This window comes from Nonomuraea marmarensis (assembly GCF_043197025.1).
Classification (GTDB): Bacteria; Actinomycetota; Actinomycetes; order Streptosporangiales; family Streptosporangiaceae; genus Nonomuraea; species Nonomuraea marmarensis.
Genome location: NZ_JBICRM010000003.1, coordinates 382,201 through 408,884 on the forward strand (window position 1 = coordinate 382,201; position 26,684 = coordinate 408,884).

Below are 26,684 nucleotides of genomic sequence, written 5' to 3' on the forward strand. Positions count from 1 at the left end.
GCGGTTCAGGCGATGCGGGGCCCATGTACGTCTGTCGTTGTGATGACCACGCTTCAGCAGATACTGCCCGGTGCCGCCGTCACCACCCAGCACACCGGGCTGCGCAGAGCCGGCAGAGCGCTCAGACCTGCGCGTACCCTTCCCGGGGCCCTTGTCGCGGTCGCGCTGGCCGCCGCGTCGGGGGCGACCGCGGCCGAGGTGGTGTCGGGCCTGCTCGGCGCGCCGCTCGGCTGGGTCCCCGTGAACGAGGCCGTCGAGCTCGCGGGCAAGACCACGTGGCCGGAGTTGTCCGCCGCCGCCCTGATGGTGGCGGGCGCGGGCGCGCTGATGTTGCTGCTGGCGATCGTGCCGGGCCGGTCCACGCTGGTTCCGGTGGAGACGTCCGACCCGCTGATCGTCATCGGCATCACCCGCTCGGGACTCCGCCGCACGCTCCGCGCGGCCGCCCAGCAGGTTGCGGGGGTCGACAAGGCTCGGGTACGGCTGCGCATGCGCACCATCGAGGTCACCGTCATGACGGGGGCGGAGAATTCAGGCGCGATGCTCAGACAGGTCGGCACCGCGGTGGGGGACCGCCTGGCGGGCGTGGGCACCCTCGGCACAGGCGAGGTCGTAGTACGGCTCAGAAGGAGGAGCGTGTGATGCGGACCATGGGAGGGGCTGCGATGCCGATCGGGAGAGGGCTCTGATGCGGCAGTACACCGGCAATCGCGTCGGCCTGGCCGTCGTGGGCGCGACGCTGGCGGGCCTGGGCACGTACGCCTGGCTACGCGGCCAGGACCGCTTCTTCGACCTGCCGCCGAACGCCAAGGTCCTCCCGGCCCACGCCCACCGGGCCCTGGCCGACGAGCCCTGGCCCCTGTGGGCGCTGGCCGCCGTACTGCTGCTCCTGTCCTTGGTCACGCTCCGGTGGCTGCTGCTCTGCCTGGGCTGGGGCCGCAGGGGCGCCCACAACGGCACGGGCACCGCCATGCTCTTCGTCGGCCTCAAGGGCGTGGAGGGGCTGGGCAGGTCGGGGGTGCGGGTGTGGGAGGACGGCCTGCGCATCGGCGTGACCTGCCCGTCGGCGGCGGACGTGGGCGCGGTGGTGAGCAAGCTGGACCAGGACATCGTCGGCAAGATCCGCCGCGAGGTCGGCGACGACGACACCGGCACCGTCGTCCGCCTCCACGTGCGCCGCTAGCTCAGCGCCGGCAGTCCAGGTGACTGCGGCCTTCGCCGAGCAGCCTCGTCGTCCAGCACTTCGTGCCGCTCATAACGCCCTTCGACCGCCTCACGGTAGGACGCGATCAACCGACGTGCGTTGGCAGGGGACCGGAGTAGGTGGGCCGTCTCTTGGAGGGCTTCGTATTCCTCGGCGGCTACCAGGTAGGCGTTACCGCTCTTGGAGACGATTTCTACGGCTGTGCGGTCGTTGTTGACCTCTTCGATGAGCTGCAACAGCCGACGGCGTGCCTCTCCTGCGGTGATGGACACGACCCTCCCTCCGAGTGGATTCAGCACTCGATCACGTTGACGGCCAGGCCGCCGCGTGAGGTCTCCTTGTATTTGTCGAGCATGTCCCGGCCGGTGTCCCGCATCGTCTTGATCGCGCGATCCAGGGGCACGAAGTGGCGGCCGTCGCCGCGCAGGGCGATTCGGGCGGCCGTGATGGCCTTGTTGGAGGCCACCGCGTTGCGCTCGATGCACGGGATCTGGACCAGGCCGCCGATCGGGTCGCAGGTCAGGCCCAGGTTGTGTTCGATGCCGATCTCGGCGGCGTTCTCCACCTGCTCAGGCGTGCCCCCGAGGACCTCCGTGAGGGCGGCCGAGGCCATCGAGCAGGCCGAGCCGACCTCTCCCTGGCAGCCCACCTCGGCGCCCGAGATCGAGGCGTTCTCCTTGAACAGCACGCCGATCGCGGTCGCCGTGAGCAGGAAGCGGACCACGCCCTCGTCGTCCGCGTGCGGGACGAAGCGGGTGTAGTACGTCAGGACGGCGGGGATGATCCCGGCGGCGCCGTTGGTGGGGGCGGTGACGATGCGGCCGCCCGCGGCGTTCTCCTCGTTGACCGCCAGCGCGAACAACGTCACCCAGTCCATCGCCTGCAGCGGGTCCTTCTCCGCCGGCTCCGACTGCAGGCGGCGGTGCAGCTGGTTGGCGCGGCGCTTGACCTTGAGGCCGCCGGGCAGGACGCCTTCCTTGGAGATGCCGCGGCGCACGCATTCGGACATGACCTGCCAGAGGTGCAGGATCCCCGCGCGGATCTCCGCCTCGGTGCGGCCGAACGCCTTCTCGTTCTCCAGCATGAGGGCGGAGATCGACAGGCCCGTGTTCGAGCAGTGCTTGAGCAGCTCCTCCCCGGTGGTGAAGGGGTAGGGGAGGACGGTGTCGTCCGGCTTGATGCGGTCGGCGCCGGTGGCGTTCTCGTCCACGACGAAGCCGCCGCCGACCGAGAAGTAGACCTTCTGCCTGAGCTCCGAGCCGTCGGCGGAGTACGCGGTGAAGCGCATGCCGTTCGGGTGCTCGGGGAGGGAGATCTTGCGTTCGAAGACGAGGTCCTGGCCCACGACGAAGGGGATCTCGTGCGTACCGTACAGTTTGATCTTGCCTGAGGTACGCATCTCGGCTACGCGGCCTTCGACGGAGTCCACGTCGACCAGCTCGGGCTTCTCGCCGGACAGGCCGAGCAGGACCGCCTTGTCGCTGCCGTGGCCCTTGCCGGTCAGGCCGAGCGAGCCGTACAGGATCGCCTCGACGCGGGCCACGCGCGGCAGGAGGCCGTCCTCGTGCAGCCCGCGGGCGAACTTGTGCGCGGCCGCCATCGGGCCTCCCGTGTGGGAGCTCGACGGGCCGATGCCTATCTTGAAGAGATCGAAGACGCTGATCGCCATTGATGTGCGCCCTTCATGAAAGGCCGGGGCCCGGATGGGGCCCCGGCGGATGGGTCAGGACTCGCCTGAGGTGAGCGCCGTGTACTCCTCGGCGGTGAGCAGGTCCTCGGCCGCGCCTTCCGTACGCACCCTGAACATCCAGCCCTCGCCGTACGGGTCGCTGTTGGCCAGGCCAGGGTCGTCCACGACGGCCTGGTTCACCTCGACGACCTCGCCGCCGACCGGCGTGTAGATGTCGCTCACCGACTTGGTCGACTCCACCTCGCCGATGGAGTCGCCCGCTTCGACAGTCGAACCGACCTCGGGGAGCTGCACGTAGACGACGTCACCAAGGGAGTCGGCGGCGAAGGCCGTGATGCCCACGGTCACGGTCAGGCCGTCGTCGAGTCCGGCCACCCACTCGTGCTCCTTGGTGTAGCTCAGGTCGTCAGGGATCTTGCTCACTTGTTCCTCCTGTAAAAGGGCAGCTCTACCAGGTCCATAGGTTCATGGCTGCCCCGGATGTCCACAGCCAGGCCTGCATCGGCGCCGGTGTCCACGTAGGCCATCGCGATGGGCCTGCCCAGAGTCTGGGAGGGCGCACCGCTGGTGACCTCGCCGACGACGGCGCCGTCTTTGGTGACCGGGTAACCGTGGCGCGGCACCCGGCGGGTCCGCGCGACCAGGCCGACGAGCCGGCGCCGGGGCGGGTCGTCTTTGACCGCCTCGAGCGCCGACCTGCCGACGAAGTCGCCCGGCTTGTCGAATTTCACCACCCTGCCCAGTCCCGCGTCGAACGGGGTCAGCTCGACGCTGAGCTCGTTGCCGTACAGCGGCATGCCCGCCTCCAGCCTGAGCGTGTCGCGGCTGGACAGGCCGGCGGGCTTGAGTCCGTGCGGCTCGCCCGCCGCCATGAGCGCGTGCCACAGCGGCACCGCGTCCTGGTTGGCGACGAACAGCTCGAACCCGTCCTCCCCGGTGTAGCCGGTACGTGCGATGAGCGCCTGCCGGCCGTCGACCAGCCCCGGCAGGCCCGCGTAGTACTTGAGCCCGTCGAGGTCGGCGTCGGTGAGCGTGGCGAGGATCTCCTGGGAGCGAGGCCCCTGTACGGCGATCAGCGCGTACTGGTCCGACCGATCCTCGACCACCACGTCATACGCTTTAGCACGATTTTTCAGCTCATCCGCGACTTTTTCGTAGTTTGAGGCGTTTGCCACGACCATGAACTCCTCGTCCCCGAGCCGGTAGACGATGAGGTCGTCGAGCACCCCGCCGCGCTCGTTCACGATCATGGTGTACCTGGCCCGCCCGGGCGTGAGTGCCGACAGGTGGCCGACCAGCGCGTAGTCGAGCGCCTGTCCGGCCTGCGGCCCGGTCAGGAAGATCTCACCCATGTGCGAGAGGTCGAACAACCCGGCCGCCTCGCGAACGGCCTTGTGCTCCGCGGACTCGCTCCCGTACCGGAGGGGCATGAGCCACCCCGCGAAGTCGGTGAGCGTGGCGCCGAGGCTCTCGTGAACGTCTCGTAGCGGTGTAGGTCGGGACATTTGTCGCACCTCAGGACAGGATTGGATGCCAGCATCCTCCCCCTCTGTCATCGATGCCTGAGAGCTTCGCCCGAGTTTTGCCGGACTTTCACCTTCGGCGAGGCCCCGCAGGCCTGCTTTCCAGAGGTCACCTCGGCCGCGCGGTCCTTTGCCTTGAGAGGTTTGCGGGGAGGGCTTGCTCCTTCAGGGACCCTGACCGGCTGTCAGGGTGCTCTCCCGCACGGTTTCGCCGGTGATGTCCGTCAAGCCTAGTGCCGTGATGGGGGTGTTGTCGCGTTCTGATCTCTTGTGAACCGCCTCGGGGACGGTGACGTCCAAGGGGTATGAATCGGCGAACAGCGGCTCTCGGTCTGGTCGCCGCCCTGACCCTCGCGTCCTGCGGAGCCCAGGAGGCCGCCGCGCCGCCTCGGTACCAGGCCAGCCTGACGGTGCTCGAAGGTGGCGGGCATGGCCCCCAGCTGTGCTCGATGGTCGCCCAGTCGCTCCCGCCGCAGTGTGGCGGCCCCGACGTCGTGGGTTGGGACTGGAGCAAGGTGGCGCATGAGTCGGTGAGGGGCGTGAAGTGGGGGTCGTACCGGGTGGTCGGCACCTGGGACGGCGCCCGGCTGACCCTGACGGAGCCGCCGGGCGAGCCCGCCCGGGCGGATCCGGAGGCCGAGGACAGGTTCGCGAGCCCGTGTCCCGAGCCCGAGGGCGGCTGGCGGCCGATCGATCCCGCGAAGACGACGGAGCGGACCATGAAGGAGGCGATGGAGCGGGCCAGGACGGCCGAGGAGTTCGCCGGCACGTGGATCGACCGGCTCGGGCCGCAGCCCGACCCGGCCAAGGAGGAGGAACTCGATGCGCGGCGTTACGTGCTCAACCTGAGGTTCACCGGCGACCTGTCGGGCCGGGAGGCGTGGATCCGGGAGGTGTGGGGCGGTGCGCTGTGCCTGACCGGCGCCCAGCGCACCGAGACCGAGCTGCACCGGATCCAGCGGGCGATCGAGGCCGAGCTGGCCGGCGGCATGGTCTCGACGTCGCCCGACGAGATCGCGAACCGGGTGAACGCGGTGGTCTGGCTGGCCACCGACGACCTGCGCCGCAGGCTGGACGAGAAGTACGGCGGGGGGGCCATCGCGCTCGACGGCATGCTCAAGCCGGTCGGCTGAGGGTACGCCTGGTCGAGTCGGCCGGTTGAGTGCCCGCTGGTCGAGCCGGTCCGGTGACCGGCGCCGCTGGCCGAGCCGTGCGTGCCGTTCGTCCTCAGCAGGCCGCCACGAGGGCCTCGAAGAGGGCACAGTCCTCGGCCGCCTCCGGGTGCCACTGCACCGCCATCGTGAAGGCACCCGAGTCCGGCTCCACCGCCTCGATCGTGCCGTCGTCGGCGGTGGCGGTGGCCGTGAGGCCCGGGGCGAGGCGGTCGATGGCCTGGTGGTGGTAGTGCGGGACCGTCACCGGGTCCGTGCCCAGGGCCTTGGCCAGGCGGGTGCCGGGCTTGGCGATGATCGGGAGGGGACCGAAGCGGCCGGGCTCGGGGGAGTGCCCCGCGTGCCCGACCACGTCGGGGAGGTGCTGGTGGAGGGTGCCGCCGAGGGCGACGTTCAGGACCTGGAGGCCGCGGCAGATGCCGAGGAACGGCAGGCCCGCGTCGAGGGCCTCGGTCAATAGGGCAAACTCTGCCTCATCCCGAAATTTCCGGATATAGCCGGTGCGGTCGTGCGGCGGCTCGCCGTACCTCGCCGGGTCGATGTCGCCGCCCCCGGCCAGGATGAGGCCGTCCAGGCGGCTGACGACCTGCGCGGGATCGCCGGCCGGGGGCAGCACGACGGGCTGGCCGCCGGCGCGTACGACCTGTTCCACGTACATGTACGGGAGCAGCGCGACGCGCAGCTCCCACACCGTGAACTTCGCGGGCTCGACGTAGGACGTGATGCCGATGACGGGACGCCGCACGACGTTGTGCCTCCTAGAGCGGGGTGACGTAGGCGCCGGAGATGCCGCCGTCCACCAGGAACTCGCTGCCCGTGATGAACGACGCGTCGTCGCTGGCCAGGAACGCCACCGCGGCCGCGATCTCGGAGGCCTCGGCGAAGCGGCCCACCGGAATGTGCACCAGCCGCCGCTGCGCCCGTTCCGGGTCCTTGGCGAACAGCTCCTGCAGCAGTGGCGTGTTCACCGGGCCCGGGCACAGCGCGTTCACCCTGATGCCCTCCCTGGCGAACTGCACGCCCAGCTCGCGCGACATCGCCAGCACGCCGCCCTTGGACGCCGTGTACGAGATCTGCGACGTGGCCGAGCCCATCACCGCCACGAACGACGCCGTGTTGATGATCGAGCCCTTGCCCTGGCGCCGCATGTACGGGATGGCGTGTTTGCAGCACAGGTAGACGCTGGTCAGGTTCACCTCCTGGACGCGGCGCCAGGCGTCGATGCCGGTCTCCAGGATCGAGTCGTCGTCGGGCGGCGAGATGCCGGCGTTGTTGAACGCGATGTCCACGCCGCCATAGGTCTCGAACGCCGTCCCGAACATCCTGACGACGTCGTCCTCGCTGGTCACGTCGGCCCTGACGAAGATCCCGCCGACCTCGCCCGCGGCCTTGGCGCCGGCCTCCTCGTCGACGTCCACGCACACCACCTTGGCGCCCTCGTCGGCGAACCGGCGGGCCGTGGCCAGTCCGATGCCGCTGCCCGCGCCGGTGATGACGGCTACGCGGTCCTGCAAACGCTGCATGTAACTACTCCGATGAGATGAAGACGTTCTTGGTCTCGGTGAACGCCGCCAGGGCGTCCGGGCCGAGCTCCCTGCCGAGGCCGGACTGCTTGAAGCCGCCGAACGGGGTCCAGTAGCGGACGGAGGAGTGCGAGTTCACCGACAGGGCGCCCGACTCGACCGCCCTGGCCACGCGCAGCGCCCGCCCGACGTCGCGGGTCCAGATGGAGCCGCTGAGGCCGTAGGGGGTGTCGTTGGCGATCCGCACGGCCTCCGCCTCGTCCTCGAACCGGACCACCGACACCACCGGGCCGAAGATCTCCTCGGTGAACGTCCGGTCCGTGACGTCCGGGGTCAGCACGGTCGGCGGGAACCAGTAGCCCTTGCCCTGCGGGCAGGATCCCTGCAGGTAGGGGGTGCCGTGGACGAAGCCGCGCACCCGGTCGAGGTGCTCGGCGCTGATCAGCGGGCCCATCTCGGTGCTCTCGTCGCGCGGGTCGCCGACCACGACGTTCTGTACGGCGGGGGCGAGCAGGGCCATGAACTCGTCGTACGCGGCGGCCTGGACGAGAATCCTGGACCGGGCGCAGCAGTCCTGCCCCGCGTTGTCGAAAACGGCATAAGGCGCAGTTTTTGCCGCCTTTTCCAGGTCTGAGTCCGCAAAGATGATATTTGCGGATTTGCCGCCTAGTTCCAGCGTGACGCGCTTGACCTGCCGCGCCGCCTTGGCGGCGATCTCCTTGCCGACCTCGGTCGAGCCGGTGAACACGATCTTGGCCACGTCCGGATGCTCGACCAGCCGGGCCCCCGCGACCTCCCCTACCCCAGGCAGCACCTGGAGCACCCCCTCGGGGAGGCCCGCCGCCAGGGCCAGCTCGGCCAGCCTCAGCGCGGTCAGCGGAGTCCATTCGGCCGGCTTGACGATCAACGTGTTGCCGGCCGCCAGCGCGGGCGCCACGCCCCACGACATGATCAGCATCGGAAAGTTCCACGGCACGATGACGCCCACGACGCCCAGGGGCTCCTGGAACGTGATGTCCACACCGCCGCGCACCGGGATCTGCTTGCCGTGGTTGCGTTCCGGGGCGCCGGCGTAGAAGTTGAGCACGTCGCGTACGGTGCCGGCCTCCCAGCGGGCGCTGCCGATCGGGTGCCCGGCGTTGGCCAGCTCCAGCGCCGCCAGCTCGTCGCCGTGCTCGCCCACCAGGTCCGCGAACCTGCGCAGCAGCCGCGCCCGGTCGCCGGGCGACACCTCGCGCCAGCCCCGGTAAGCCTTCGCGGCCCGCTCCACCGCCCGGTCGACCTCGGCCGCGTCGGCCATCTCGACGTCGGCTATGACGTCTTCCGTCGCCGGATTAACGATCTTCATCTTCACATCCGCTCGAAACCACGGAACAGCTCCCAATCCGTCACCGCCGCGTCGAACGCGGCCAGTTCCACCCGCGCGTTGTTCGCGTAATGCTCGACCACGTCCTTGCCGAACGTCTCGCGGGCCAGCTTCGACCCCTCGAACAGCGCCAGGGCGTCCCGCAGCGTGTGCGGCACGGTCTCGGCGCCGGAGTCGTAGGCGTTGCCGTCGTACTCGTCCTCCAGCGGCAGCTCGTTGTCGATGCCGTGCAGCCCGGCCGCGATCAACGCGGACACCGCGAGGTACGGGTTGACGTCGCCGCCGGGCACCCGGTTCTCGATGCGCAGCGACCGGCCGTGGCCGACGAGCCTGAGCGAGCACGTGCGGTTGTCGACGCCCCACTTGACGGCCGTGGGGGCGAAGCTGCCGGGGACGTAGCGCTTGTAGGAGTTGATGTTGGGGGCGTACAGGAGGGTGAGCTCGCGCATGCAGGCGAGCTGCCCGGCGATGAAGCGGGCCCCGAGCGGCGAGAGTCCGTACGGCCCCTCGCCCGCCATGACCGGGTCCCCTTCGAGGCTCTGGAGCGAGATGTGGATGTGGCAGGAGTTGCCCTCGCGCTGGTTCGGCTTGGCCATGAAGGTGATCGACTTGCCCTCCTGGGCGGCGATCTCCTTGGCGCCGTTCTTGTAGATGGTGTGGTTGTCGCAGGTCCTGAGCGCCTCGTCGTAGCGGAAGGCGATCTCGTGCTGGCCCAGGTTGCATTCGCCCTTGGCGGACTCGACGTACATGCCCGCGCCCTCCATGTCCCGCCTTATCCGCCTCAGGAGGGGTTCGATGCGGGCGGTGCCGAGCAGCGAGTAGTCAACGTTATAGAGGTTGGCCGGCGACATATCCCGATAGGCGCGCTTCCATGCGTCCTCGTAACTGTCCTCGTAGACGCAGAACTCCAGCTCGGTCCCCACGTACGCGGCCAGGCCCCGCTCGGCCAGCCGGGCGAGTTGCCGGCGCAGGATCTGGCGGGGCGAGGCGGTCACGTCGTCGCCGCCCTCCCAGGCCAGGTCCGCCATCAGCATCGCGGTCCCCTCCTGCCACGGCACCCTGCGCAGCGTCGTCAGGTCCGGTTTCATCACGAAGTCGCCGTAGCCGCGGTCCCAGGACGACATCGCGTACCCGGAGACCGTGTTCATGTCCACGTCCACCGCGAGCAGGTAATTACACCCCTCCGAGCCGTGGTGCAGCACCTCTTCGAGAAAATAGCGCGCGGACAGCCTCTTGCCCTGCAACCTGCCCTGCATGTCGGCGATCGCGAGGAGCACGGTGTCGATGCGCCCGAACGCCACGTCGTCGCGCAGCTCGCTGACGGTAAGGAACCCGGTGCTCTCGCTCACGCTACGCCGCTCCGATTCTGGTCTGACGCGCTTTCCCGTTAATTGGGCTAGTCTCAGACCATTGATGTGTATGGCGGGATCGCTTGTCAAGACCTGAGGACACGTTGGACGAGTCGGCGCGTTTGATGACGGTGTTGCGCCCGGTGAGGGCCGGTAACGCCTTCGAGGAGACCGTGGAACGGCTGCTCCAGGCGATCAAGCTGGGCGTGGTCGCGCCGGGCGGCAAGCTCCCTCCGGAGCGCGAGCTCGCGGTCCAGCTCGGCATCAGCCGGGTCACCCTGCGCGAGGCGATCCGCGCGCTGTCGGACGCGGGCTACCTCGACGTACGCCGCGGCCGCTACGGCGGCGCCTTCGTCACCTACGTCCCGCCCAAGCCGGACGCCGGCGACCTGCGCCAGGCCGTGGCGGAGATGGGCATGGCCGAGCTGTCCGACGCCCTCACGTTCCGGCTGGCGGTGGAGTGCGGGGCGGCCCAGGTGCTGGCCGCGTCCGGCCTCACGCAGGAGCAGCGGGCCGTGCTGGTGCGCAGGCTGTCGGACCTGAACGAGGCCGGCCTCGACGACTACCGCCGCCTCGACACGGCCTTCCACCTGTCCATCGCCGAGCTGACCGGCTCGACGCTGCTGGCCACGACGTGCGCGGACGCCCGCTCGCGGGTCAGCGACCTGCTGAACGCCATCCCGATGCTCCAGGTCAACCTGGATCACGCCGCCGTACAGCACCGGGCTATCGTGGACGCCATCCTCTCCGGGGACCCGGACGCGGCCCGGCGGGCGGTGACCGAGCACCTGGAGGGCACGGCCGCCCTGTTACGAGCGTTCCTGTCCTGACAGGTGGGCGCGCAGCCGCTCGTGGCGGAACTGGTAGACGGGGCCGACCGCGCGCAGCACCCAGTTCACGGCAAGTGACCTGGACGGTGCAGACGGCTCGTACCATCGGATTCAGGTCATGGGGAACTGGTTCCAGCAAAGCATTGTCGCCACGGGACGGCTGCCGCTGTTCTGTTACTTCGTCGCGCTCATCGTGGCGTTCATCGCCACCCGCATCAATGTCCGCCTGATCAGGGCGAAGGTCGGCTGGTTCCGCAACCTCAACGTGGGTGAGATGCACATCCACCACGTCGTGTTCGGCGTGGTGCTGATGCTGGTCGGCGGCGTCACCGGCCTCGTCACGTCCGATTCGCAGGCCGGGGCCGCCGCCGCGGCCTGCGTGTTCGGGATCGGGTCTGCGCTGGTGCTGGACGAGTTCGCGCTGATCCTGCACCTGCACGACGTCTACTGGGAGGAGGAGGGGCGCACCTCGGTGGACGCGGTCTTCATCGCGGTCGCCGTCACCGGCCTGCTCCTCATCGGCCTGCGCCCCCTCACCTGGGACTACGGAACCCTGATCGACCCCGCCGCACTGATCGTGGCCAACCTGGTGCTGGCCGTCGTCACGCTGCTCAAGGGCAAGATCTGGACGGGGATGGCGGGCCTGTTCGTCCCGCCGATGTTGCTGGTCGGCGCGATACGCCTGGCGCGTCCCGGCTCTCCGTGGGCCCACTGGTTCTTCGCCACGCGCTCACCGCGCAAGTTGGCCCGGGCCGTTCACCGCGAGGAGCGGTGGCGGCGCCCGGTGATCCGGGCCAAGATCGCCTTCCAGGAATTCCTGTCCGGGCGCCATGATCTGCCTTCCACACGGCGTAGCCGTCGGCACACTTGAGGCATGGCACTTCCTTCGATGCATCTGGCCGGGATGACGGAGTTCGATCTGTCCAACGTCAAGCTCCGTCTGTCGACGACTGATCGTCGCCGGTCACCGGTGTGAGCAGCGGGCGCTTGGCGGTGCGGCCGTCGCCCGAGGAGCGGCCGCGCAGGCGGCGGCCGATCCACGGCCCCGCGAACGTGGCCAGCCACCGCACCTCTGTCGCCGCCGCCCGCCAGGCGGGCGGCGCGGGCAGCGCCGGGAGCGGCGTCATCCAGGTGCCGTCGCTGCCCGGCAGGCCGAGTGCGTGCGCCACGGCGTCGGCGAACCTGGCGTGGCCTGCGGGGCTGGCGTGCAGCCGGTCGCTGCTCCACATCCTGGCGTCGGTGATGTACCCCAGCGGGTACGTGTCGATCAGCGTGATCCCATGGCGCGCGGCGGCGTCTCTGATGCGGGCGTTGAGGTCGAGCACCCTGGGCCGGAACCGGCGGGCCAGCGGCGCGATCGCGCCGATGTCGGGGAAGGTCACGGTGACCACATGCACCCCCGTGGCGGTCAGGGCCGCGTACATGTCCTCCAGCACCGCCGCCACCGCGGCGGGCTCGAAGCCCGGCCGGATCACGTCGTTCATGCCCGCCATGACCGTGGCCAGGTCGGGCCGCAGTTCCAGGGCGACCGGCAGCTGCTCGTCGCGGATCTGGGCGGCCCGGCGGCCGCGGACGGCGAGGTTGGCGTAGAGCAGGCCGGGGTTGGCGCGGGCCAGGTTCTCGGCGAGGCGGTCGGCCCAGCCGCGGTGGCCGCGGATGTCGTCGCCGTCGCCGAGGCCCTCGGTCTGGCTGTCACCGAGGGCGACGTACCGGGCATAGCTCATGGCATCGTCCTTCCGGCGTGGGAAGAACACGATATCGGGGAGGACGAGGCCCGCCAGGCCAGCATGAGCGGCTATGTCGTCCGAGCCTGAGCGTGCCGACCTCGACGCGCTCATCGAACAGGCCACCGTTGACGCGCATGCGGTTGCTCGTGCGAGGCAAATGTGTACACAATCGAGTACACTTTAAGCATGTTGATAGAGACGTTGTCTGTGCGGGAGGCGCGCGAGCAGCTACCTCGTGTGCTGGAGCGGTTCCGCCAAGGTGATCGTACGCCGGTGGGAGTGGGGTCGCATCGCAAGACCGAGGCGGTCATGGTTTCGGTTGAAGTGTTCGACGAACTGACTGCGGAGCGGGCTCAGTCGCTGACGGAGGCCATGGCGTCCGTGCGGGCTGAAGGGCTCACGGTGGGGACGGACGCCGAGGCCATCATGGAGCGCTGGGCGCGTGGCGAGATCAGCACGCCGAACATGCGTGAGCTCGTCCGGCGACTCTACGGTGCGGCGTGACCATCGATCCATACATCGATCCTGCCAGCGGTGTGCTGCGCAACCGGCTTGGAATCGCTGACGCCCAGCGGCTGCGCGAGGCGGAGGCGGCCGTGACGGGAGCCGCATTGGCGGACCTGGGCACCAGGACCCTGCCGGGCGGCTACGACCTCGCCCATCTGCGCTCCTTCCATCGCGAGATCTTCGGCGATCTCTATCCATGGGCTGGTGAGATCCGGGTGGTGGGGATCGCGCGGTCGGATCCGTTCTGCCTGCCGCAGCACATCGAGACGCACTCGGCGGAGGTATTCGGCGCCTTGGCGAAGGAGCGTTACCTGCGTGAGCTCCCACGCGACCGATTCGTTGACCGGTTGACCCACTATTTCGCGGAGATCAACGCGATCCACCCGTTCCGCGAAGGCAACGGCCGTACGCAGCGCGCCTTCTTCCGCCAACTCAGCCGTGAAGCGGGCTGGCCCATCGACTGGTCCGATCTGGATCCAGACGGCAACGCGCAAGCATCGCAGGCTTCTCTTCGCGGCGACAACGGGCTACTCCGCGCACTACTCGACTCGTTGTTGCGCCCTGAGCCGATCAAGGAATGATTGGCTCGACGAGGTCCCCCGCGGGCTTAGAGCGCGACGGCTGAGCGGAGGGCCAGGCCGGCGCCCAGCAGGACGACCATCGTGGCCGTGCCCAGCGGGGCCAGGCCCGAGAGCCTGGTGGCCAGGCGGCGGCCCGCCGAGGCGCGTTGTTCCAGGCGGTCCACGAGCTTGACCAGGAGCAGGCCCGTGACGGTGAGAGTGGCCGCCATGCCGATGCCGTAGGCGGTCACCAGCGCCACGCCGAACCAGGTGCGGCCGAGCGCGATCGCCCCCAGCAGGACGATCAGGGCCGAAGGGCTGGGTACGAGCCCGCCCGCCACGCCGAGGCCCACCAGGCCCGCCCGCTTGTGCCTGCGCTCGCCCTCGTGGTCATGGTCATGGCCGAGGTGGCCGTGCCCGTGCCCGTGCCCGTGGCCATGTCCGTGTCCGTGGCCGTGGAGGGAGGTGCTGCGGGCGTTCAGCAGGAGGCGGAGGCCGATGACGGCGATCAGGGCGCCGCTGGCCACCCCGAGCCAGGCCAGCACCGACTCCCCGGCCAGCGCCGTGAACACGCTCAGCAGCGAGCCGACCACCAGCACCCCGACCGTGTGCGTGGCCGTCACCGTCGCGCCCACCACGAGCGCGTCGCGCGGGCGGCCGCGGCGGCCGGCCAGGTACGCGGCCATGATGGTCTTGCCGTGCCCCGGGATCAGCGCGTGCCCGGCACCCAGGACCACGGCCAGCGCGACGGCCAGCAGCCCGAGCGGCACCGTCAGCGACTCCGAGCCGATCAGGCCGGTGAACGTCCGGTCCAGGGCGGTCAGCGCGTCCCCGATCGGCCCGCCGATCCCGATCCCGCCGGACACGGTGCCGTCGGGGGCGCCCGAGCCGTCCGGAGCGGGAAGGGCCAGCGCCGCGCCGGAGACGGTGAACGTGGCCGTGCGCTGGTCGAGCGGGTTGGCCAGCAGGTCCTCGGGGTACGCGTGCAGCTCCCCGCTCACGCTCGTGGCGGGCACCGACGAGCGCGTCAGGCGTACCCCGTCCCCGGCCGCGGTGATCTCGCGCCAGCCGATCCGGTCCTGCTCGAACGCGTCGGTGAACTCCACGGCCCCCGCGGCACGGACTTCGGCCACGAGCCGGCACGTCAGTCGGCTGGTCTGGAGACCCCCTTGGCCGGGGGTGTAGGCGAAGGCGGAGCCCGCCACGCGCCACGGCACTGCCCTGCCGGACACCTTCAGCCGCTGGGCGGCGGCCAGGGTGGCGCAGCCGCGGGCCGCGTACGAGGTGTCCACCTGTGGCTTGGCCTGCAGCGTCGGGAGCTCGGCCAGGTCCACGACGGCGAGGTTGCGCACGTCGGAGGGTGAGACGCGCAGGCCGTTGTAGTGGTTGACGGTGAAGTTGCCCAGCGGGTGCATCGTCATGGGAGTCGCGTGGGCCGCGGCGACCAGGAGGACGCTCACGCACAGCGACAACACCAGGCCCATCGCGACGGACAGCAGGCCGAGCCGGACGACTCTCATGAGAACCTCGCCAATGCGGAAAGTGTCGGGTCGAAGCCGGCGTCCACCCGCGCCGACCGGCCGAGCGCCTGCTCGATCCGGGCGCGGTGGTAGCTCAGCAGCGGGTTCTGCCACCCGGTTGCGGTGGCCTTCTTCGCGTACGGCAGCGCCTCGCCCGGCTCGCCCGCCTTGAACAGGGCCCAGGCGAGGGCGTCGGCGGCGACGAGGTTCGGGTTGCGGGCGTATTCGGCTTTGGCGTGCTTCACTGCCAGCGCCGGATCCCCGTGGTCGGCCTCGAACTCGGCCCACGTGAGGTCGTCACGCACGCCCGCGGCCTGGAACAACTTGCGCTGCGCCCTGAGCAGCGTCCAGTCGGCGCTCTGGCCCGCCTTGAGCCGGGTCTCGCCCTGCTCGATGAGGTACTGGGGGAGCGGGAGCCGTTCGACCACGGTCTCGTAGAGGTCGAGCGCCTCCGTCAGCCGGCCGCTCAGCGCGGCGGTCCTGGCCTGGCCCGCGAGGGCAGGGGTGTAGGCGGGGTAGGCCTGCAGCGCCTTGGCGTACCAGCCGGCCGCCGTGGCCAGGTCGCCGGAGTGGAGGGCCAGCTCGCCCAGGTAGTAGCGGGTGTAGGCGAGGTCGGCGGGCGTCCAGGCGTCGGCGTGGGCCATGTCGAGGTACTTGCGGGCCCCCTCCCGGTCGCCGCGCAGCTCGGCCGCGTAGGAGGCGCGGGAGAAGGCCGCCACGCCGGGGCGCAGGCCCAGCATCTTGTCCACCGCCCGCCGTGCCCCGCGCAGGTCTCCGAGCTGCGTCTTCGCGTCGGCCAGCACGCCGTAGGCCGCGGCGCCGTACGGGTTGGCGTCGATGGCGCGTTCGGCCAGCCGTACCGCGTCGGAGAACTCGTGGCGGCCGGCGGCCAGCGCCGCCTGGCCGGTGAGGATCGTGTCGTCGCCGGACTTCAGCTCGGCCGCGGTGTCGAGCGCGCCTTCCGCCTTGGTGTAGTACGACGGGTCGCCGGTGACCCTGGCCTGGTCCACGTACTGGGAGGCGAGCTGGGCCCAGCCGCGGTAGTCGCCGGGCAGGCGCTTGAGCCGGGCCTGCAGCGTCTCGGTGAAGGGCTTGACCGCCACCGGCTCGGGCGCGGGCGCCGCCGAGACGGAGGCGATGGTGAAGGCCATGGCCCCGATGAGGGCCAGTCCGGCGAAGATCACGAAGGCACGCATGTCCAAGGCTCCAGAGCTGAAGGTGCGGGACCGGCCGGCCGCGACGGGGAGCACGGCCGGCCGGCCCTCTCTTGGCGGCAGACGATGGGAGACGGGAGTCTGCCGCCGGGGTGGACCGGCCTGCTTGGAGAGGGAGCAGGCCGGTCAGGAGGGTTAGCGCTGGTTCACTGCGACATTGCTGGGCAGCGGGATGTACGGGAACGACTGCAGGGAGGGCTTGTCGTTCTTGTCCACCTTGTCCGTCAGCCCGGGCACGAGCTTGCCGGTCAGCGCGGCGCCCGCCACGGCCTGCAGCTCGATGTCCACGACGTCGTCCAGGAGACGGCGGCCGTTCGGGAAGCCCTGCAGGTCGCCGGCGAGCACGCCGAGCCTGTTCGGGTCCTTCGCGGGCGGGATCGACAGGTTGAGCCGCAACATCTCGGACGGGCGCAGCTTGCCCGCGTCCTTGTTGAGGACCTGCGAGTTCAGGTCGGCCTTGATCGGGCCGTTCTGCTTGGCGATGCCGGTCAGGAAGATCTCGACCAGGTCGTTGCGCGGGGTCGCCGGCGCCTTGATGCCGTAGATGGCCTCGAGCAGCCTGGCCACCTCGGGGTCGGTGACGCGCTTGACCAGCGGGGCCACGTCGGCGTCCTTCTCCGGAGGCAGCGCGTTGAACGCGTCCTTCAGGCCGGCGGGTGAGACGACCTCGTTGACCAGCGGGTTGCACAGGCGCGAGACCTGGACGTACTTGCTGCCGTTGTGCTTGTCGGTCGTCGAGCAGATGCCGATCACCGGGTTGCGCTTGGGGTCGCCCTTGAGCGCCACGTCCGATGAGGGCACCTGCACCCCGAGCGTGTTGACGTTGTAGCCCCTGGTGGTGTCCTGGCCGACCTCGGACAGGTTGCCGCCGTAGAGCAGGTCGAACACCCGCAGGTCCAGGAAGAACGCTTCGTCCGACTGGCCGGCGAACGTCTTGCCGCCGCCGGGCAGGTTCCTGATGGACTGGGCGCGCAGCGTGCCGTAGTCGGGCATGGACGCCTTGCCGACGTTGCTCGGCGCGACGATGCCGTCCGAGATCAGCGTCTTCGAGCCGCCGGGCGTGATCCGCTTGAGGGTGTAGCGCTGGCGGTAGAGCAGGTTGGCGTCGTCCAGCGAGGTGACGGGCCCGTTGTTGTACAGGAACGTGTTGTTGCCGCGCTTGTCCTCGTCGCGGAACGTCCACTGGTAGGTGACGTCGGGCTTGGCGTCACCGTTGTTGTCGATCTTTATGTTGTAACGCGACTTGGTGTCGAATGTGTAGAAGTTCGGGCCGCCGTTGGGCTCCTCGAAGGGAATCCAGTTGGCCAGCAGGGTCACCGTGTCCGCCTTGTCGGGGCTGACGAAGGCGTACACGTCGGTGTTGTCGTTTCGGGGGTCACCCGCGATCATGGGAGCCTCGCGGTGCGAGGAAGCGGTGCCGGAGTCGGTACGGAGCACGGCCAACGACGACGCGGCGACTGCTGCGGCGAGGCCAAGTCCGACTAGAGCGCGCCGGTTGATCCGGAGCTCCATTTTCGGTCCTTTCGAACAGCCGTCAGGCTGTTATCGGATAGGCGGCGAAGCCGCCGTGCTTCGGGGGTATGCGGGGCTTGCCCCCGCAGGTGTTCGTCTTGTGATGGGGGTATGCGGGGGCTTGCCCCCGCAGGTGAGATTTCCGGCCGGGATCCTCGACGCCCTATTCGTTCAACGCTCGCTTCCGGATGTCGTCTCCTCCTCAGGAATGAGGGTCAACCAAAGTTGACATACTTAGGTCGTCAATCTAGGTTGACCCTGCGAACCGGTGCCGTTCGTGTGGCGCCGTTCGTTGAGAGCAAGTCGAGACATGTTGTGAAAGGAGTCGCGGTGGTCAAGGAGTTGCTCGCCTACATTCGCCCGCACCGGAAGATCCTTTTCCTGGGCGGGCTGCTGGGCTTGATCGGCTCGGCGGCGGGGCTCGCGATGCCGTTGCTGGCCAAGTACGTCGTGGACGCGTTCGGCGAGAACCAGTCGATGGGCACACCGCTGTTATGGCTGACCGTGGCGGTGCTGGTCGGCGCGGTCGTGTCGGCCGCGGGAAGTTACCTGATGGAGCGCACGGGCGAGGGCATCGTGCTCGGTGCCAGGCGCAAGCTCGTCGACCGGATGTTACGGCTCAAGGTCGCCGACGTGGACCGGCTCAAGCCGGGCGACCTGCTGTCGCGGGTGACCGGTGACACGACGCTGTTGCGGGCCGTGCTGACCAACGGGATCGTGGAGTCGGTCAGCGCCGCGTTCATGCTGGTCGGCGCGATCGTCATGATGGCGGCCATGGACGGCGTGCTGCTGCTGGTGACGCTGCTCGTGGTGGTGCTGATCGGCGGGCTGGTCGCGTTGATCATGCCGAAGATCCAGCGGGCGCAGACGCATGCCCAGGAGGCCGTGGGCGAGATGGGGGCCGTGCTGGACCGGGCGCTGCAGGCGTACCGGACCGTGAAGGCGAGCGGCGCGGAGGAGCGGGAGATCGCCGTGGTGGGCGACGCGGCCGGGCGCGCCCGCGACCGGGGGCTGCAGGTGGCCGGGTGGACGTCGCTGGCCGGGGTGGCGACCTGGATGGCGGTGCAGATGGCGTTCCTGTGCGTGCTGGGCGTCGGCGGGGCCAGGGTCGCCGCGGGCACGCTCGAGGTGTCGTCGCTGATCGCGTTCCTGCTGTACCTGTTCTACCTCGTCGCCCCGATCGGGCAGCTCGTCCAGGGCGGCGTCCAGCTCCAGCAGGGGCTGGCCGCGATGCGGCGGATCAAGGAGATCGAGGACCTGCCCGCCGAGCCGGTCGCGGTCGCGGGCGTGGGCGGCGCCGAGCCGGTGGGGGTGACGTTCGAGGACGTGGTGTTCAGGTACGGCGAGGACCGGCCGGTCGTGCACGACGGGGTCAGCTTCGAGGTGCCGCCCGGCGGGCTGACCGCGCTGGTGGGGCCGTCGGGAGCGGGCAAGTCCACGGTGTTCGCGCTGCTCGAACGCTTCTACGAGCACCAGGCTGGGTTGATCACGATCGGCGGCAGGGACATCCGCGACTGGCCGCTGGGCGAGTTGCGGGCCGCCCTCGGGTACGTCGAGCAGGACGCCCCCGTGCTGGCCGGCACGCTGCGGGAGAACCTGCTGTTCGCCGCCCAGAACGCCACCGAGGAGGAGTTGCTCCGCGCCGTCGCGCGCACCAGGCTCGACGACCTGGTGGCCAGGTTGCCTGAAGGGCTGGAGACGGCGGTCGGGCACCGCGGCGTGCTGTTGTCGGGCGGCGAGCGGCAGCGGGTCGCCATCGCCCGGGCGCTGCTGCGCAAGCCCAGGCTGCTGCTGCTCGACGAGGCCACCTCGCAGCTCGACGCGGTGAACGAGTTACGGCTACGCGAGGTCATCGCCGAGGTCGCCGCGGAGACGACCGTGCTGGTGATCGCGCACCGGCTGTCCACCGTCACCAACGCCGACCGGATCGTGGTCATGGAAGGAGGGGGCGTACGGGCCGTCGGCACGCACGTCTCGCTGGTCGGCGAGGACGAGCTCTACCGGGAGCTGGCCGCCACCCAGTTCCTCGTGAGCTAGCCGTTGTAGTCTGCGGGTGACATAGATGAATGTGCTCATTCAGGAGGGTCACGATGGGCCGCAGCGTGCGTGCGCCGCGAGGCACGACGATCACCGCCAAGGGGTGGCCGCAGGAGGCCGCGCTCCGGATGCTCCAGAACAACCTGGACCCGGAGGTCGCCGAGCACCCCGAGCAGCTGGTCGTCTACGGCGGCTCCGGCCGGGCGGCGCGTGACTGGGCGTCGTTCGACGCGCTGGTCAGGACGCTCACGACGCTCGAAGGCGACGAGACCCTGCTGGTGCAGTCGGGGCGGCCCGTCGGGGTCTTCCGCACCCACGAGTGGGCGCCCCGGGTGCTCATCGCCAACTCCAACCTGGTGCCCGACTGGGCGAACTGGGAGGAGTTCCGGCGGCTGGAGGCGGCCGGGCTCACCATGTACGGGCAGATGACGGCGGGCTCGTGGATCTACATCGGCACGCAGGGGATCCTGCAGGGCACGTACGAGACGTTCGCCGCGGTGGCGGCCAAGCGATTCGGCGGGTCGCTGGCCGGCACGATCACGCTGACGGCCGGGCTCGGCGGGATGGGCGGCGCCCAGCCGCTGGCCGTCACCATGAACGGCGGGGTGGTCATCTGCATTGACTGCGACCCGCGCTCGGTCACCCGCCGGATCGAGCACCGCTACCTGGACGTGGCGGCGTCGTCGCTGGACGAGGCGCTGCGGCTGGCCTATGAGGCGCGGGACGCGCGCCGGGCGCTGTCGATCGGGGTCGTGGCGAACGCCGCGGAGGCCGTGCCCGCGTTGCTGGCTCGCGGGGCCGAGATCGACATCGTCACTGACCAGACGTCGGCCCACGATCCGCTGATGTACCTGCCGCTGGGCGTGGCGTTCGAGGACATGGCGGCGGAGCGGGACAAGGATCCGGCGGGGTTCACGGAGCGGGCCCGGGCCTCGATGGCCCGGCACGTGGAGGCCATGGTGGGGTTCAAGGACGCGGGGGCGGAGGTGTTCGACTACGGCAACTCCATCCGCGGCGAGGCCCGGCTGGCCGGATATTCGCGGGCCTTCGACTTCCCCGGGTTCGTGCCCGCGTACATCAGGCCGCTGTTCTGCGAGGGCAAGGGGCCGTTCCGGTGGGCCGCGCTGAGCGGCGATCCCGCCGACATCGCCGCCACCGACCGGGCGATCCTGGAGCTCTTCCCGGAGAACGAGGCTCTCGCGCGGTGGATCCGCAAGGCCGGGGAGAAGGTGCACTTCCAGGGGCTGCCGGCGCGGATCTGCTGGCTCGGCTACGGGGAGCGCAATGTCGCCGGGGAGCGGTTCAACGACATGGTGGCATCGGGCGAGCTCCAGGCGCCCATCGTGATCGGGCGGGACCATCTGGACAGCGGGTCGGTGGCGTCGCCGTACCGGGAGACCGAGGCCATGGCGGACGGATCGGACGCGATCGCGGACTGGCCGCTGCTGAACGCCATGCTCAACACCGCCTCGGGCGCGGCCTGGGTGTCCATCCACCACGGGGGCGGGGTCGGGATCGGGCGGTCGATCCACGCCGGCCAGGTGACGGTGGCCGACGGGACTCCGCTGGCGCGGGAGAAGCTGAACCGGGTGCTGACCAACGACCCGGGAACCGGTGTCATGCGGCACGTGGACGCCGGTTACGAGGAGGCCGCCGAAGTGGCCGCCGCCCGCGGGGTCCGCATCCCGATGCGCGAGTCCTGACGTCCTTCTCTCAAGAGAGAGGGATGAGAATGCCGGGCGGGCGGTGTTGGAGGTGGCGTGGCGGACGGATATCACGGTGGGCTGGGTGTGCTGCTGGATGGCCGGAGGCTGTCGCCCGTGCAGCGGAGGATCGCGCACTATCTCAGCGAGCACCTCGACGAGGCGATCTTCCTGTCCAGTGTGGAGCTGGCCGAGCGAGCCGGGGTCAGCCAGCCCTCGGTGACCAGGTTCGCCATGGTGCTGGGGTTCGCCGGATACCCCGAGTTGCGGCAGGCGTTGCGGCCGCTCGTGCTGGCTCCGGGGGCAGGCGCGCCGCAGGAGAGCCTGTTGCGGGGGGCCATCGACTGCGAGATCCGCAACCTCGCGCTCGTCCGTGAGCGCCTGGCCGCGTTCCCGCTGAAGGAGCTGGGCGAGCAGCTGGCCGCCACCGAGCCGCTGCCCGTGGTCGGGCTGCGGGTCTCGTGCGGGCTGGCCACCACCTTCGCCTACTACGCCCGCCGCATCCATCCGGACGTGCGGCTGCTCACGCATGGCGGGTCCGAGCTGGTCGACGGGCTGCACGCGGCGCGGCGGGCGGGGGCCGAGTGGGTGGTGGCGGTGGTGCTGCCCAGATATCCCACGGAGGCCGTACAAGCGCTGGAATATGCGGAGAAGATGGGGCTGAGGGTGGCGGCCATAACGGATAAGTCGGATTTTCCGGCGGAAGTCGTGCTGGATGCGCCCGTCGGCGACCGGCTGGTGTTCGATTCGCACGCGGCGCCGCTGGCCCTGGCCATGGCCCTGGTCGAGGCCATGGCCGACGCGGCGCCGCTGCGTACGCGGGCGCGGCTCGAGGAGTACGAGCGGATGACCGACGAGACAGGTACGTTCCTAACCGGCGATCCTGCGTAGCGACCGCATCGACCACATCGTCGTGAGCACCGCCAGCACGATGAAGAGCCCGAACGCGATCGGGATCGACGAGTCCGACAACCTCCCGTCGAACAACGCCCGTCCCGCCTCGACCGCGTGATAGAGCGGGTTGATCGGGGCGATGGCCTTCATCCAGTCGGGCGCGAACGAGATCGGCACGAAAAGCCCGGCCAGCAACATGATCGGCAGCAGGAACAGGTTGAGCGTCTGCGACATCCCGTTCTCGTCGCGTACGGTCAGCGCCAGCCCCTGCGACAACCCGGAGGCGAACAACCCGGTCGCGGCCATGAGCAGCAGCACCAGCAGCAGCTCCACGGCCCCGATGCGCACGCCCATCGCGATCGCCACGACCAGCACCAGGATCGCCTGGCAGACCAGCACGACCATGTCCTTGGCCACCCGCCCGAGCACGATGGCCGGCCGCCAGGCGGGGCTGACCGCGTACCGTTCCAGGGAGCCGTTGCGCAGCTCGGCGATCAGCCCGAATCCGGAGAACAGCGACCCGAAGACCGCGATCATCATCATGGACGCGGGCGTGAACATCCGCAGCGCGTCCACCGTCGTGCCGCCCGGCGTCATCGTCTTCAGCAGCGGCGCGAACATCAGCAGGTACAACACCGGCTGCATGAGGCCGAACAGCGGCCAGATCGGATTGCTGAACGACTTCTTCAGCTCGTAGCCGGTGAACAGGGCGGTGTGGCGGATCATGCGTCGGCTCCCGCGTCGCGAAGGGTACGGCCGGTCTTGGCCAGGAAGACGTCGTCGAGCGTGGACCGGTCGAGCGCGATCGAGCTCAGCGACAAGCCCTGCTCCTCCAGCGCCCGCAGCAGCGCGGGCAACGTGTGCTCGCCGTCGTCGACGTAGACGCGCAGCACGTCCTCGTCGACGCGGGTCTCGCGGGCGAACGGCTTGAGCGTCTCGGCCGCCTGCTCCAGCTCGTCCACCCTGAGCGTGATCACGTCGCCGGAGACCTCACGCTTGAGGTCGCCGGGCGTGCCCTCGGCCACGACCAGGCCGTGGTCGACGATCATGAGCCGGTCGCACAGGGCGTCCGCCTCGTCCAGGTAGTGGGTGCTGAGCAGCACGCTCGTGCCCGCCTCGCGCAGCTGCCTGATGCGGTCCCACAGGTTCGCCCGGTTCTGCGGGTCGAGGCCGGTGGTGGGCTCGTCCAGGAAGAGCAGCGGCGGGTTGTGCGCCAGCCCGATCGCGATGGCGACCCGCCGCTTCTGCCCGCCGGACAGGGTACGGCCCGGGCGGTCGGCGATCTCGGTCAGGTCGAACCGATCCAGCACGTCGGCGGTCGCCTGCTTCGGGTCGGCCATGGCGTGGATCTTGGCGGCCATCATGATCTGGGCCCTGGGGCTGGTGGTATCCTCGACCCCGCCGGCCTGGCTGACGTACCCGAGCATGCGCCGCACGGCGGCGGGCTCCTTGAGCAGGTCGTGCCCCGCGACGGTGGCCGTGCCCGCGTCGGGGGCGATCAACGTGGAGAGCATCCTGATCGTGGTGGTCTTGCCCGCGCCGTTGGGCCCGAGCACGCCGAAGATCTCGCCCTTCGCCACCTCGAGGTCCACGCCGCGCACGGCCTCGACGGTCTGCGGGCCTTTACGGCTCCTGGTGGTGAACGTCTTTCGCAGGCCATGTGCCTGAATGATCATTGGGGGGGTTCAGCTCCTTCAAGGCAGTTCGTCGGCCTCGACCTGGCCGATCGCCTTCTCCACCCAGTCGAGCTGGGCCTGGAGCATGGCTCTGGTCAGGCGGAGGTTCTCGTCCACGTGCGGGGGAGCGCCGTAACGCTGCTTGGCGCCGAAGATGTGTCCGATGGTTTCGACGCTCATCCTGAGCTGCTGCATCCTGCCATGAAGAGCGTCGAGAATCTCCTGCTTTTCCAGCCGGTCCATGAACGTGAGCGCCACCTGGAAGGGGTCGATGATCGGCTTGACCTCGTGCCAGGCGGTCAGCAGCTGCCGGTGGAACTCCAGGCGGCCGGACTCGGTGAGCGCATAGACGATCTTGCCGCCCTTACCGGCCTCGACGATCTCCAGGAGCCCCTCGTCGGCCATCTTGCTCAGCCCGTGGTAGATCGACCCGAAGGCCACGTTAGACCAGCGGTCGGCGCCCATCACCTCCAGTCGTCTGCGGACCCCGTAGCCGTTCATGGGGCCGTCGAGCAGGGCGCCGAGGATCAGGATCCGGGTCGAAGACATGTGCTCAAGTTTGTATACAAATTTGAATAGATGTCAAGGTCAATAAGCTGCCCCCATGACTGAACGACCGACGGCGCTGGTCACCGGCGCTTCCAGGGGCGTGGGCGCGGCCGTCGCCAGGGCTCTGGGCCCGACGCACCACGTCATACTCGGCGGCCGGGACGAGGCCGCGCTCGCCGCGGTGGCGGCGGAGCTGCCCGACGCGCGGCCCTGGCCGGTGGAGCTGACGGAGGTCACGGCGGCGGACATCGAGGGCGTCGAAAGGCTCGACGTGCTCGTGCACAGCGCCGGGATCGGGGTGCTCGGGCGGATCGCCGACCAGCCCGCCGACGTGTGGCGCAGGACCATGGAGGTGAACGTGGTCGCCGTCGCCGAGCTGACCCGGCTGCTCCTGCCGGCGCTCAGGAGGGCCGAGGGGCACGTCGTCTGCATCAACTCGGGTTCTGGCCAGCGGGCCAACCCCGACTGGGGCTCCTACGCGGCCAGCAAGTTCGCGTTGAAGGCGTTCGCCGACGCGCTGCGGCTGGAGGAGCCCGCGCTCAGGGTCACGACCGTCTACCCCGGCCGGACGGCCACCGACATGCAGCGGGGCGTGCGCGCGTACGAGGGGGGCGAGTTCGAGCCCGACAAGTACCTCAAGCCCGAGACGGTGGCGCGGGCGGTGCTGGCCGCGCTCGACGCCGGTCCCGACGCGCACCTCACCGAGCTGACCGTCCGGCCCAGGGGCGGTCGCGTCAACTGAGCTGAATGGATCCATTCACTACAGTGGAGCCATGCTCGAACCACTCGCACACATAGGACGAGATCCGGCGACCGGCGGCTACCTCAGGGACGCCTGGTCGGACGCGGACATGGAGCTGCGCGAGTGGTTCGCCGGCGAGGCCGCGCGGCGGGGCCTGGACCTGCGCGAAGACCGCAACGGCAACCTCTGGGCCTGGTGGGGCGCCCCCTCGCCGCGCCGCCCCGGCGTGGTCGCGGGCAGCCACCTCGACTCGGTACGGCAGGGCGGCGCGTACGACGGGCCGCTGGGAGTTGTGTCAGCCTTCGCCGCACTGGACATCCTGAAAAGTCGGGATATTTCGCCTGCCGTGCCGGTCGGCGTCGCCTGCTTCACCGACGAGGAGGGCGCTCGGTTCGGCGTGCCGTGCATGGGGTCGCGGCTGCTCACCGGGGTGCTGCCGCCGGAGAGGGCGCTCGGGCTCACCGACGACGACGGTGACACGCTGGCCGACGTCATTTCCCGGGCGGGGCGGGAGCCGTACCGGATCGGGCGGGACGACGAGACGCTGGCGGTGATCGGGACCTTCGTGGAACTCCACGTCGAGCAGGGGCGGGGGCTCGTGACGGCGGGCAGGCCGGTGGGGGTGGCCAGCGCGATCTGGCCGCACGGGCGGTGGCGGTTCGACTTCCGTGGCCGGGCCGACCACGCGGGCACCACGAGGCTGGCCGATCGCGACGACCCGATGCTGGAGTTCGCCCGCATGGTGCTGGCGGCCCGCGCGGCCGCTGAGCGGCGCGGCGTGGTGGCCACGGTCGGCAAGGTACGCGTCTCGCCCGGCAACGCGAACGCCATCCCCAGCCTGGTCTCGGCCTGGCTGGACGCGCGCGGCGCGGACGAGCGGCCCGTGCGGGACCTCGTGGCGGACCTCGCAGCCGGGGCGAGCGCCGGCGTGGACGTGCGGGAGGAGTCGTGGACGCCGGTGGTCGACTTCGACGTGGCGCTGAGGGATCGGCTGGCCCGCGTGGCGGGCGGCGACACGCCCGCGCCGATCCTCCCCACGGGAGCGGGCCACGACGCGGGAATCCTGGCCACAGCGGGCGTCCAGAGCGCCATGTTGTTCGTCAGGAACCCCACCGGCGTGTCCCATTCCCCCGACGAACACGCCGAGCAGGCAGACTGCGAGGCGGGAGTCGTGGCACTCGCGGACGTGCTGGAGGATCTGTGTCGCACCCGAGACGAAGTCGAGGGACGATGAACGTGCCAAGCGCAGTGCCCTTTGGGGGGCACGCGGGGGGCGAAGTCCCTCGCGTGTATGCGAGGGACAGATGAACGTGCGAAGCGCAGTGCCCTTTGGGGGGGTCGCGGGGGGCGAAGCCCCTCGCGTGTATGCGAGGGACAGATGAACGT

27 protein-coding genes and 2 riboswitches are annotated in these 26,684 nt (G+C 70.0%); of the genes, 12 read left to right on the forward strand and 15 right to left on the reverse strand.

Going from position 1 to position 26,684, the window contains the following annotated elements:
• Window positions 1-42: 42 nt before the first annotated feature.
• Together ACFLIM_RS07260 and ACFLIM_RS07265 are read left to right on the forward strand one after the other, a co-directional pair.
• Window positions 43-642, forward strand: coding sequence for a DUF6286 domain-containing protein (locus tag ACFLIM_RS07260; RefSeq protein WP_393163304.1), 600 nt, complete (start codon window positions 43-45; stop codon window positions 640-642).
• A gap of 46 nt (window positions 643-688) precedes the next feature.
• Window positions 689-1,183 (forward strand): hypothetical protein, encoded by a 495-nt coding sequence (locus ACFLIM_RS07265; protein WP_393163234.1) that lies wholly within the window; start codon window positions 689-691, stop codon window positions 1,181-1,183.
• On the opposite strand, the gene ACFLIM_RS07270 is transcribed toward ACFLIM_RS07265, so the two are convergent.
• From ACFLIM_RS07270 to gcvT, 4 genes are read right to left on the reverse strand one after another with little or no spacing between them, the layout of a single operon-like run.
• Window positions 1,180-1,476 carry a type II toxin-antitoxin system Phd/YefM family antitoxin gene (locus tag ACFLIM_RS07270; protein ID WP_393163236.1) on the reverse strand — a complete coding sequence of 99 codons (297 nt, stop codon included), beginning with the start codon at window positions 1,474-1,476 and terminating at the stop codon, window positions 1,180-1,182. The two genes, ACFLIM_RS07265 and ACFLIM_RS07270, sit on opposite strands and share 4 nt — an antisense overlap.
• A gap of 20 nt (window positions 1,477-1,496) precedes the next feature.
• Window positions 1,497-2,873: an L-serine ammonia-lyase gene (locus ACFLIM_RS07275; protein WP_393163238.1), complete on the reverse strand. Its 1,377-nt coding sequence runs from the start codon at window positions 2,871-2,873 to the stop codon at window positions 1,497-1,499.
• A 54-nt stretch (window positions 2,874-2,927) separates the two neighbouring features.
• On the reverse strand, window positions 2,928-3,317 hold the full coding sequence (gcvH, locus tag ACFLIM_RS07280) for a glycine cleavage system protein GcvH (RefSeq protein WP_393163240.1): 390 nt from the start codon (window positions 3,315-3,317) through the stop codon (window positions 2,928-2,930).
• Window positions 3,314-4,399, reverse strand: coding sequence for a glycine cleavage system aminomethyltransferase GcvT (gcvT, locus tag ACFLIM_RS07285; RefSeq protein WP_393163242.1), 1,086 nt, complete (start codon window positions 4,397-4,399; stop codon window positions 3,314-3,316). The genes gcvH and gcvT overlap by 4 nt, the downstream gene beginning before the upstream one ends.
• A 34-nt stretch (window positions 4,400-4,433) precedes the next feature.
• Window positions 4,434-4,530, reverse strand: a riboswitch (glycine riboswitch).
• Window positions 4,531-4,628, reverse strand: a riboswitch (glycine riboswitch).
• A 94-nt stretch (window positions 4,629-4,722) separates the two neighbouring features.
• On the opposite strand from gcvT, the gene ACFLIM_RS07290 reads away from it, so the two are divergent.
• A complete protein-coding gene (locus ACFLIM_RS07290; protein ID WP_393163244.1) occupies window positions 4,723-5,550 on the forward strand; it encodes a hypothetical protein in 828 nt (275 codons plus the stop codon).
• 94 nt (window positions 5,551-5,644) lie between these two features.
• Here ACFLIM_RS07290 and ACFLIM_RS07295 read toward each other — a convergent pair whose 3' ends face one another.
• The 4 genes from ACFLIM_RS07295 to ACFLIM_RS07310 are packed head-to-tail and all read right to left on the reverse strand — an operon-like array spanning window position 5,645 to window position 9,827.
• Window positions 5,645-6,334 carry a gamma-glutamyl-gamma-aminobutyrate hydrolase family protein gene (locus ACFLIM_RS07295; RefSeq protein WP_393163246.1) on the reverse strand — a complete coding sequence of 230 codons (690 nt, stop codon included), beginning with the start codon at window positions 6,332-6,334 and terminating at the stop codon, window positions 5,645-5,647.
• A gap of 13 nt (window positions 6,335-6,347) precedes the next feature.
• Window positions 6,348-7,112, reverse strand: coding sequence for a 3-oxoacyl-ACP reductase (locus ACFLIM_RS07300; RefSeq protein ID WP_393163248.1), 765 nt, complete (start codon window positions 7,110-7,112; stop codon window positions 6,348-6,350).
• 4 nt (window positions 7,113-7,116) lie between these two features.
• A complete protein-coding gene (locus ACFLIM_RS07305; RefSeq protein WP_393163250.1) occupies window positions 7,117-8,460 on the reverse strand; it encodes an aldehyde dehydrogenase family protein in 1,344 nt (447 codons plus the stop codon).
• Window positions 8,461-8,462: 2 nt separating this feature from the next.
• The gene (locus ACFLIM_RS07310; protein WP_393163252.1) at window positions 8,463-9,827 is read right to left on the reverse strand and encodes a glutamine synthetase family protein; all 1,365 of its coding nucleotides are present in this window, start codon (window positions 9,825-9,827) and stop codon (window positions 8,463-8,465) included.
• A gap of 125 nt (window positions 9,828-9,952) precedes the next feature.
• Between ACFLIM_RS07310 and ACFLIM_RS07315 the strand changes: the two genes are divergently transcribed.
• The gene (locus ACFLIM_RS07315; RefSeq protein WP_393163306.1) at window positions 9,953-10,657 is read left to right on the forward strand and encodes a FadR/GntR family transcriptional regulator; all 705 of its coding nucleotides are present in this window, start codon (window positions 9,953-9,955) and stop codon (window positions 10,655-10,657) included.
• 118 nt (window positions 10,658-10,775) lie between these two features.
• The gene (locus ACFLIM_RS07320; protein WP_393163254.1) at window positions 10,776-11,528 is read left to right on the forward strand and encodes a hypothetical protein; all 753 of its coding nucleotides are present in this window, start codon (window positions 10,776-10,778) and stop codon (window positions 11,526-11,528) included.
• A 58-nt stretch (window positions 11,529-11,586) separates the two neighbouring features.
• On the opposite strand, the gene ACFLIM_RS07325 is transcribed toward ACFLIM_RS07320, so the two are convergent.
• Complete coding sequence (locus ACFLIM_RS07325; RefSeq protein WP_393163256.1) at window positions 11,587-12,381, reverse strand: SGNH/GDSL hydrolase family protein; 795 nt, start codon at window positions 12,379-12,381, stop codon at window positions 11,587-11,589.
• 189 nt (window positions 12,382-12,570) lie between these two features.
• On the opposite strand from ACFLIM_RS07325, the gene ACFLIM_RS07330 reads away from it, so the two are divergent.
• Both ACFLIM_RS07330 and ACFLIM_RS07335 read left to right on the forward strand, forming a co-directional pair.
• A complete protein-coding gene (locus ACFLIM_RS07330; protein WP_393163258.1) occupies window positions 12,571-12,888 on the forward strand; it encodes an antitoxin VbhA family protein in 318 nt (105 codons plus the stop codon).
• A 32-nt stretch (window positions 12,889-12,920) separates the two neighbouring features.
• Window positions 12,921-13,472, forward strand: a complete 552-nt coding sequence (locus tag ACFLIM_RS07335) for a Fic/DOC family protein (RefSeq protein ID WP_393163260.1) — start codon at window positions 12,921-12,923, stop codon at window positions 13,470-13,472.
• A gap of 26 nt (window positions 13,473-13,498) precedes the next feature.
• Here ACFLIM_RS07335 and ACFLIM_RS07340 read toward each other — a convergent pair whose 3' ends face one another.
• The 3 genes from ACFLIM_RS07340 to ACFLIM_RS07350 form a co-directional block, all read right to left on the reverse strand.
• Entirely contained in the window at window positions 13,499-14,971 is a 1,473-nt protein-coding gene (locus ACFLIM_RS07340) for a nickel/cobalt transporter (RefSeq protein WP_393163262.1), read from the reverse strand.
• Window positions 14,968-16,167, reverse strand: coding sequence for a tetratricopeptide repeat protein (locus ACFLIM_RS07345; protein WP_393163264.1), 1,200 nt, complete (start codon window positions 16,165-16,167; stop codon window positions 14,968-14,970). The genes ACFLIM_RS07340 and ACFLIM_RS07345 overlap by 4 nt, the downstream gene beginning before the upstream one ends.
• A gap of 153 nt (window positions 16,168-16,320) precedes the next feature.
• Window positions 16,321-17,697 (reverse strand): DUF4331 domain-containing protein, encoded by a 1,377-nt coding sequence (locus tag ACFLIM_RS07350; protein WP_393163266.1) that lies wholly within the window; start codon window positions 17,695-17,697, stop codon window positions 16,321-16,323.
• A gap of 330 nt (window positions 17,698-18,027) precedes the next feature.
• On the opposite strand from ACFLIM_RS07350, the gene ACFLIM_RS07355 reads away from it, so the two are divergent.
• Genes ACFLIM_RS07355 through ACFLIM_RS07365 form a run of 3 tightly spaced genes read left to right on the forward strand, consistent with a single transcriptional unit; the run spans window position 18,028 to window position 22,328 of the window.
• A complete protein-coding gene (locus ACFLIM_RS07355) occupies window positions 18,028-19,734 on the forward strand; it encodes an ABC transporter ATP-binding protein (protein ID WP_393163268.1) in 1,707 nt (568 codons plus the stop codon).
• A gap of 53 nt (window positions 19,735-19,787) precedes the next feature.
• A complete protein-coding gene (hutU, locus tag ACFLIM_RS07360; RefSeq protein WP_393163270.1) occupies window positions 19,788-21,437 on the forward strand; it encodes a urocanate hydratase in 1,650 nt (549 codons plus the stop codon).
• A gap of 57 nt (window positions 21,438-21,494) precedes the next feature.
• The gene (locus tag ACFLIM_RS07365; RefSeq protein WP_393163272.1) at window positions 21,495-22,328 is read left to right on the forward strand and encodes a MurR/RpiR family transcriptional regulator; all 834 of its coding nucleotides are present in this window, start codon (window positions 21,495-21,497) and stop codon (window positions 22,326-22,328) included.
• Here the strand turns inward: ACFLIM_RS07365 and ACFLIM_RS07370 are convergent.
• The 3 genes from ACFLIM_RS07370 to ACFLIM_RS07380 are packed head-to-tail and all read right to left on the reverse strand — an operon-like array spanning window position 22,308 to window position 24,556.
• On the reverse strand, window positions 22,308-23,057 hold the full coding sequence (locus ACFLIM_RS07370; protein WP_393163274.1) for an ABC transporter permease: 750 nt from the start codon (window positions 23,055-23,057) through the stop codon (window positions 22,308-22,310). The genes ACFLIM_RS07365 and ACFLIM_RS07370 overlap by 21 nt on opposite strands.
• The gene (locus tag ACFLIM_RS07375; protein WP_393163276.1) at window positions 23,054-24,007 is read right to left on the reverse strand and encodes an ATP-binding cassette domain-containing protein; all 954 of its coding nucleotides are present in this window, start codon (window positions 24,005-24,007) and stop codon (window positions 23,054-23,056) included. Before ACFLIM_RS07375 ends, ACFLIM_RS07370 begins: the two co-directional genes overlap by 4 nt.
• A gap of 18 nt (window positions 24,008-24,025) precedes the next feature.
• A complete protein-coding gene (locus tag ACFLIM_RS07380; RefSeq protein ID WP_393163278.1) occupies window positions 24,026-24,556 on the reverse strand; it encodes a PadR family transcriptional regulator in 531 nt (176 codons plus the stop codon).
• A gap of 55 nt (window positions 24,557-24,611) precedes the next feature.
• Between ACFLIM_RS07380 and ACFLIM_RS07385 the strand changes: the two genes are divergently transcribed.
• Both ACFLIM_RS07385 and ACFLIM_RS07390 read left to right on the forward strand, forming a co-directional pair.
• Entirely contained in the window at window positions 24,612-25,298 is a 687-nt protein-coding gene (locus ACFLIM_RS07385; protein WP_393163280.1) for an SDR family oxidoreductase, read from the forward strand.
• 31 nt (window positions 25,299-25,329) lie between these two features.
• A complete protein-coding gene (locus tag ACFLIM_RS07390; protein ID WP_393163282.1) occupies window positions 25,330-26,532 on the forward strand; it encodes an allantoate amidohydrolase in 1,203 nt (400 codons plus the stop codon).
• Window positions 26,533-26,684: the final 152 nt, after the last annotated feature.

Bases quoted from the DNA above. Each gene is read 5' to 3' on its own strand.
- ACFLIM_RS07340 (WP_393163262.1), bottom strand. From the start codon at position 14,971: ATGAGAGTCGTCCGGCTCGGCCTGCTGTCCGTCGCGATGGGCCTGGTG.
- ACFLIM_RS07325 (WP_393163256.1), bottom strand. From the start codon at position 12,381: ATGAGCTATGCCCGGTACGTCGCCCTCGGTGACAGCCAGACCGAGGGC.
- ACFLIM_RS07265 (WP_393163234.1), top strand. From the start codon at position 689: ATGCGGCAGTACACCGGCAATCGCGTCGGCCTGGCCGTCGTGGGCGCG.
- ACFLIM_RS07320 (WP_393163254.1), top strand. From the start codon at position 10,776: ATGGGGAACTGGTTCCAGCAAAGCATTGTCGCCACGGGACGGCTGCCG.
- ACFLIM_RS07330 (WP_393163258.1), top strand. From the start codon at position 12,571: ATGTTGATAGAGACGTTGTCTGTGCGGGAGGCGCGCGAGCAGCTACCT.
- ACFLIM_RS07260 (WP_393163304.1), top strand. From the start codon at position 43: ATGACCACGCTTCAGCAGATACTGCCCGGTGCCGCCGTCACCACCCAG.
- ACFLIM_RS07315 (WP_393163306.1), top strand. From the start codon at position 9,953: ATGACGGTGTTGCGCCCGGTGAGGGCCGGTAACGCCTTCGAGGAGACC.
- ACFLIM_RS07300 (WP_393163248.1), bottom strand. From the start codon at position 7,112: ATGCAGCGTTTGCAGGACCGCGTAGCCGTCATCACCGGCGCGGGCAGC.
- ACFLIM_RS07380 (WP_393163278.1), bottom strand. From the start codon at position 24,556: ATGTCTTCGACCCGGATCCTGATCCTCGGCGCCCTGCTCGACGGCCCC.
- ACFLIM_RS07385 (WP_393163280.1), top strand. From the start codon at position 24,612: ATGACTGAACGACCGACGGCGCTGGTCACCGGCGCTTCCAGGGGCGTG.
- ACFLIM_RS07350 (WP_393163266.1), bottom strand. From the start codon at position 17,697: ATGGAGCTCCGGATCAACCGGCGCGCTCTAGTCGGACTTGGCCTCGCC.
- ACFLIM_RS07290 (WP_393163244.1), top strand. From the start codon at position 4,723: ATGAATCGGCGAACAGCGGCTCTCGGTCTGGTCGCCGCCCTGACCCTC.
- ACFLIM_RS07345 (WP_393163264.1), bottom strand. From the start codon at position 16,167: ATGCGTGCCTTCGTGATCTTCGCCGGACTGGCCCTCATCGGGGCCATG.
- ACFLIM_RS07370 (WP_393163274.1), bottom strand. From the start codon at position 23,057: ATGATCCGCCACACCGCCCTGTTCACCGGCTACGAGCTGAAGAAGTCG.
- ACFLIM_RS07390 (WP_393163282.1), top strand. From the start codon at position 25,330: ATGCTCGAACCACTCGCACACATAGGACGAGATCCGGCGACCGGCGGC.
- ACFLIM_RS07275 (WP_393163238.1), bottom strand. From the start codon at position 2,873: ATGGCGATCAGCGTCTTCGATCTCTTCAAGATAGGCATCGGCCCGTCG.
- hutU (WP_393163270.1), top strand. From the start codon at position 19,788: ATGGGCCGCAGCGTGCGTGCGCCGCGAGGCACGACGATCACCGCCAAG.
- ACFLIM_RS07375 (WP_393163276.1), bottom strand. From the start codon at position 24,007: ATGATCATTCAGGCACATGGCCTGCGAAAGACGTTCACCACCAGGAGC.
- ACFLIM_RS07305 (WP_393163250.1), bottom strand. From the start codon at position 8,460: ATGAAGATCGTTAATCCGGCGACGGAAGACGTCATAGCCGACGTCGAG.
- gcvT (WP_393163242.1), bottom strand. From the start codon at position 4,399: ATGTCCCGACCTACACCGCTACGAGACGTTCACGAGAGCCTCGGCGCC.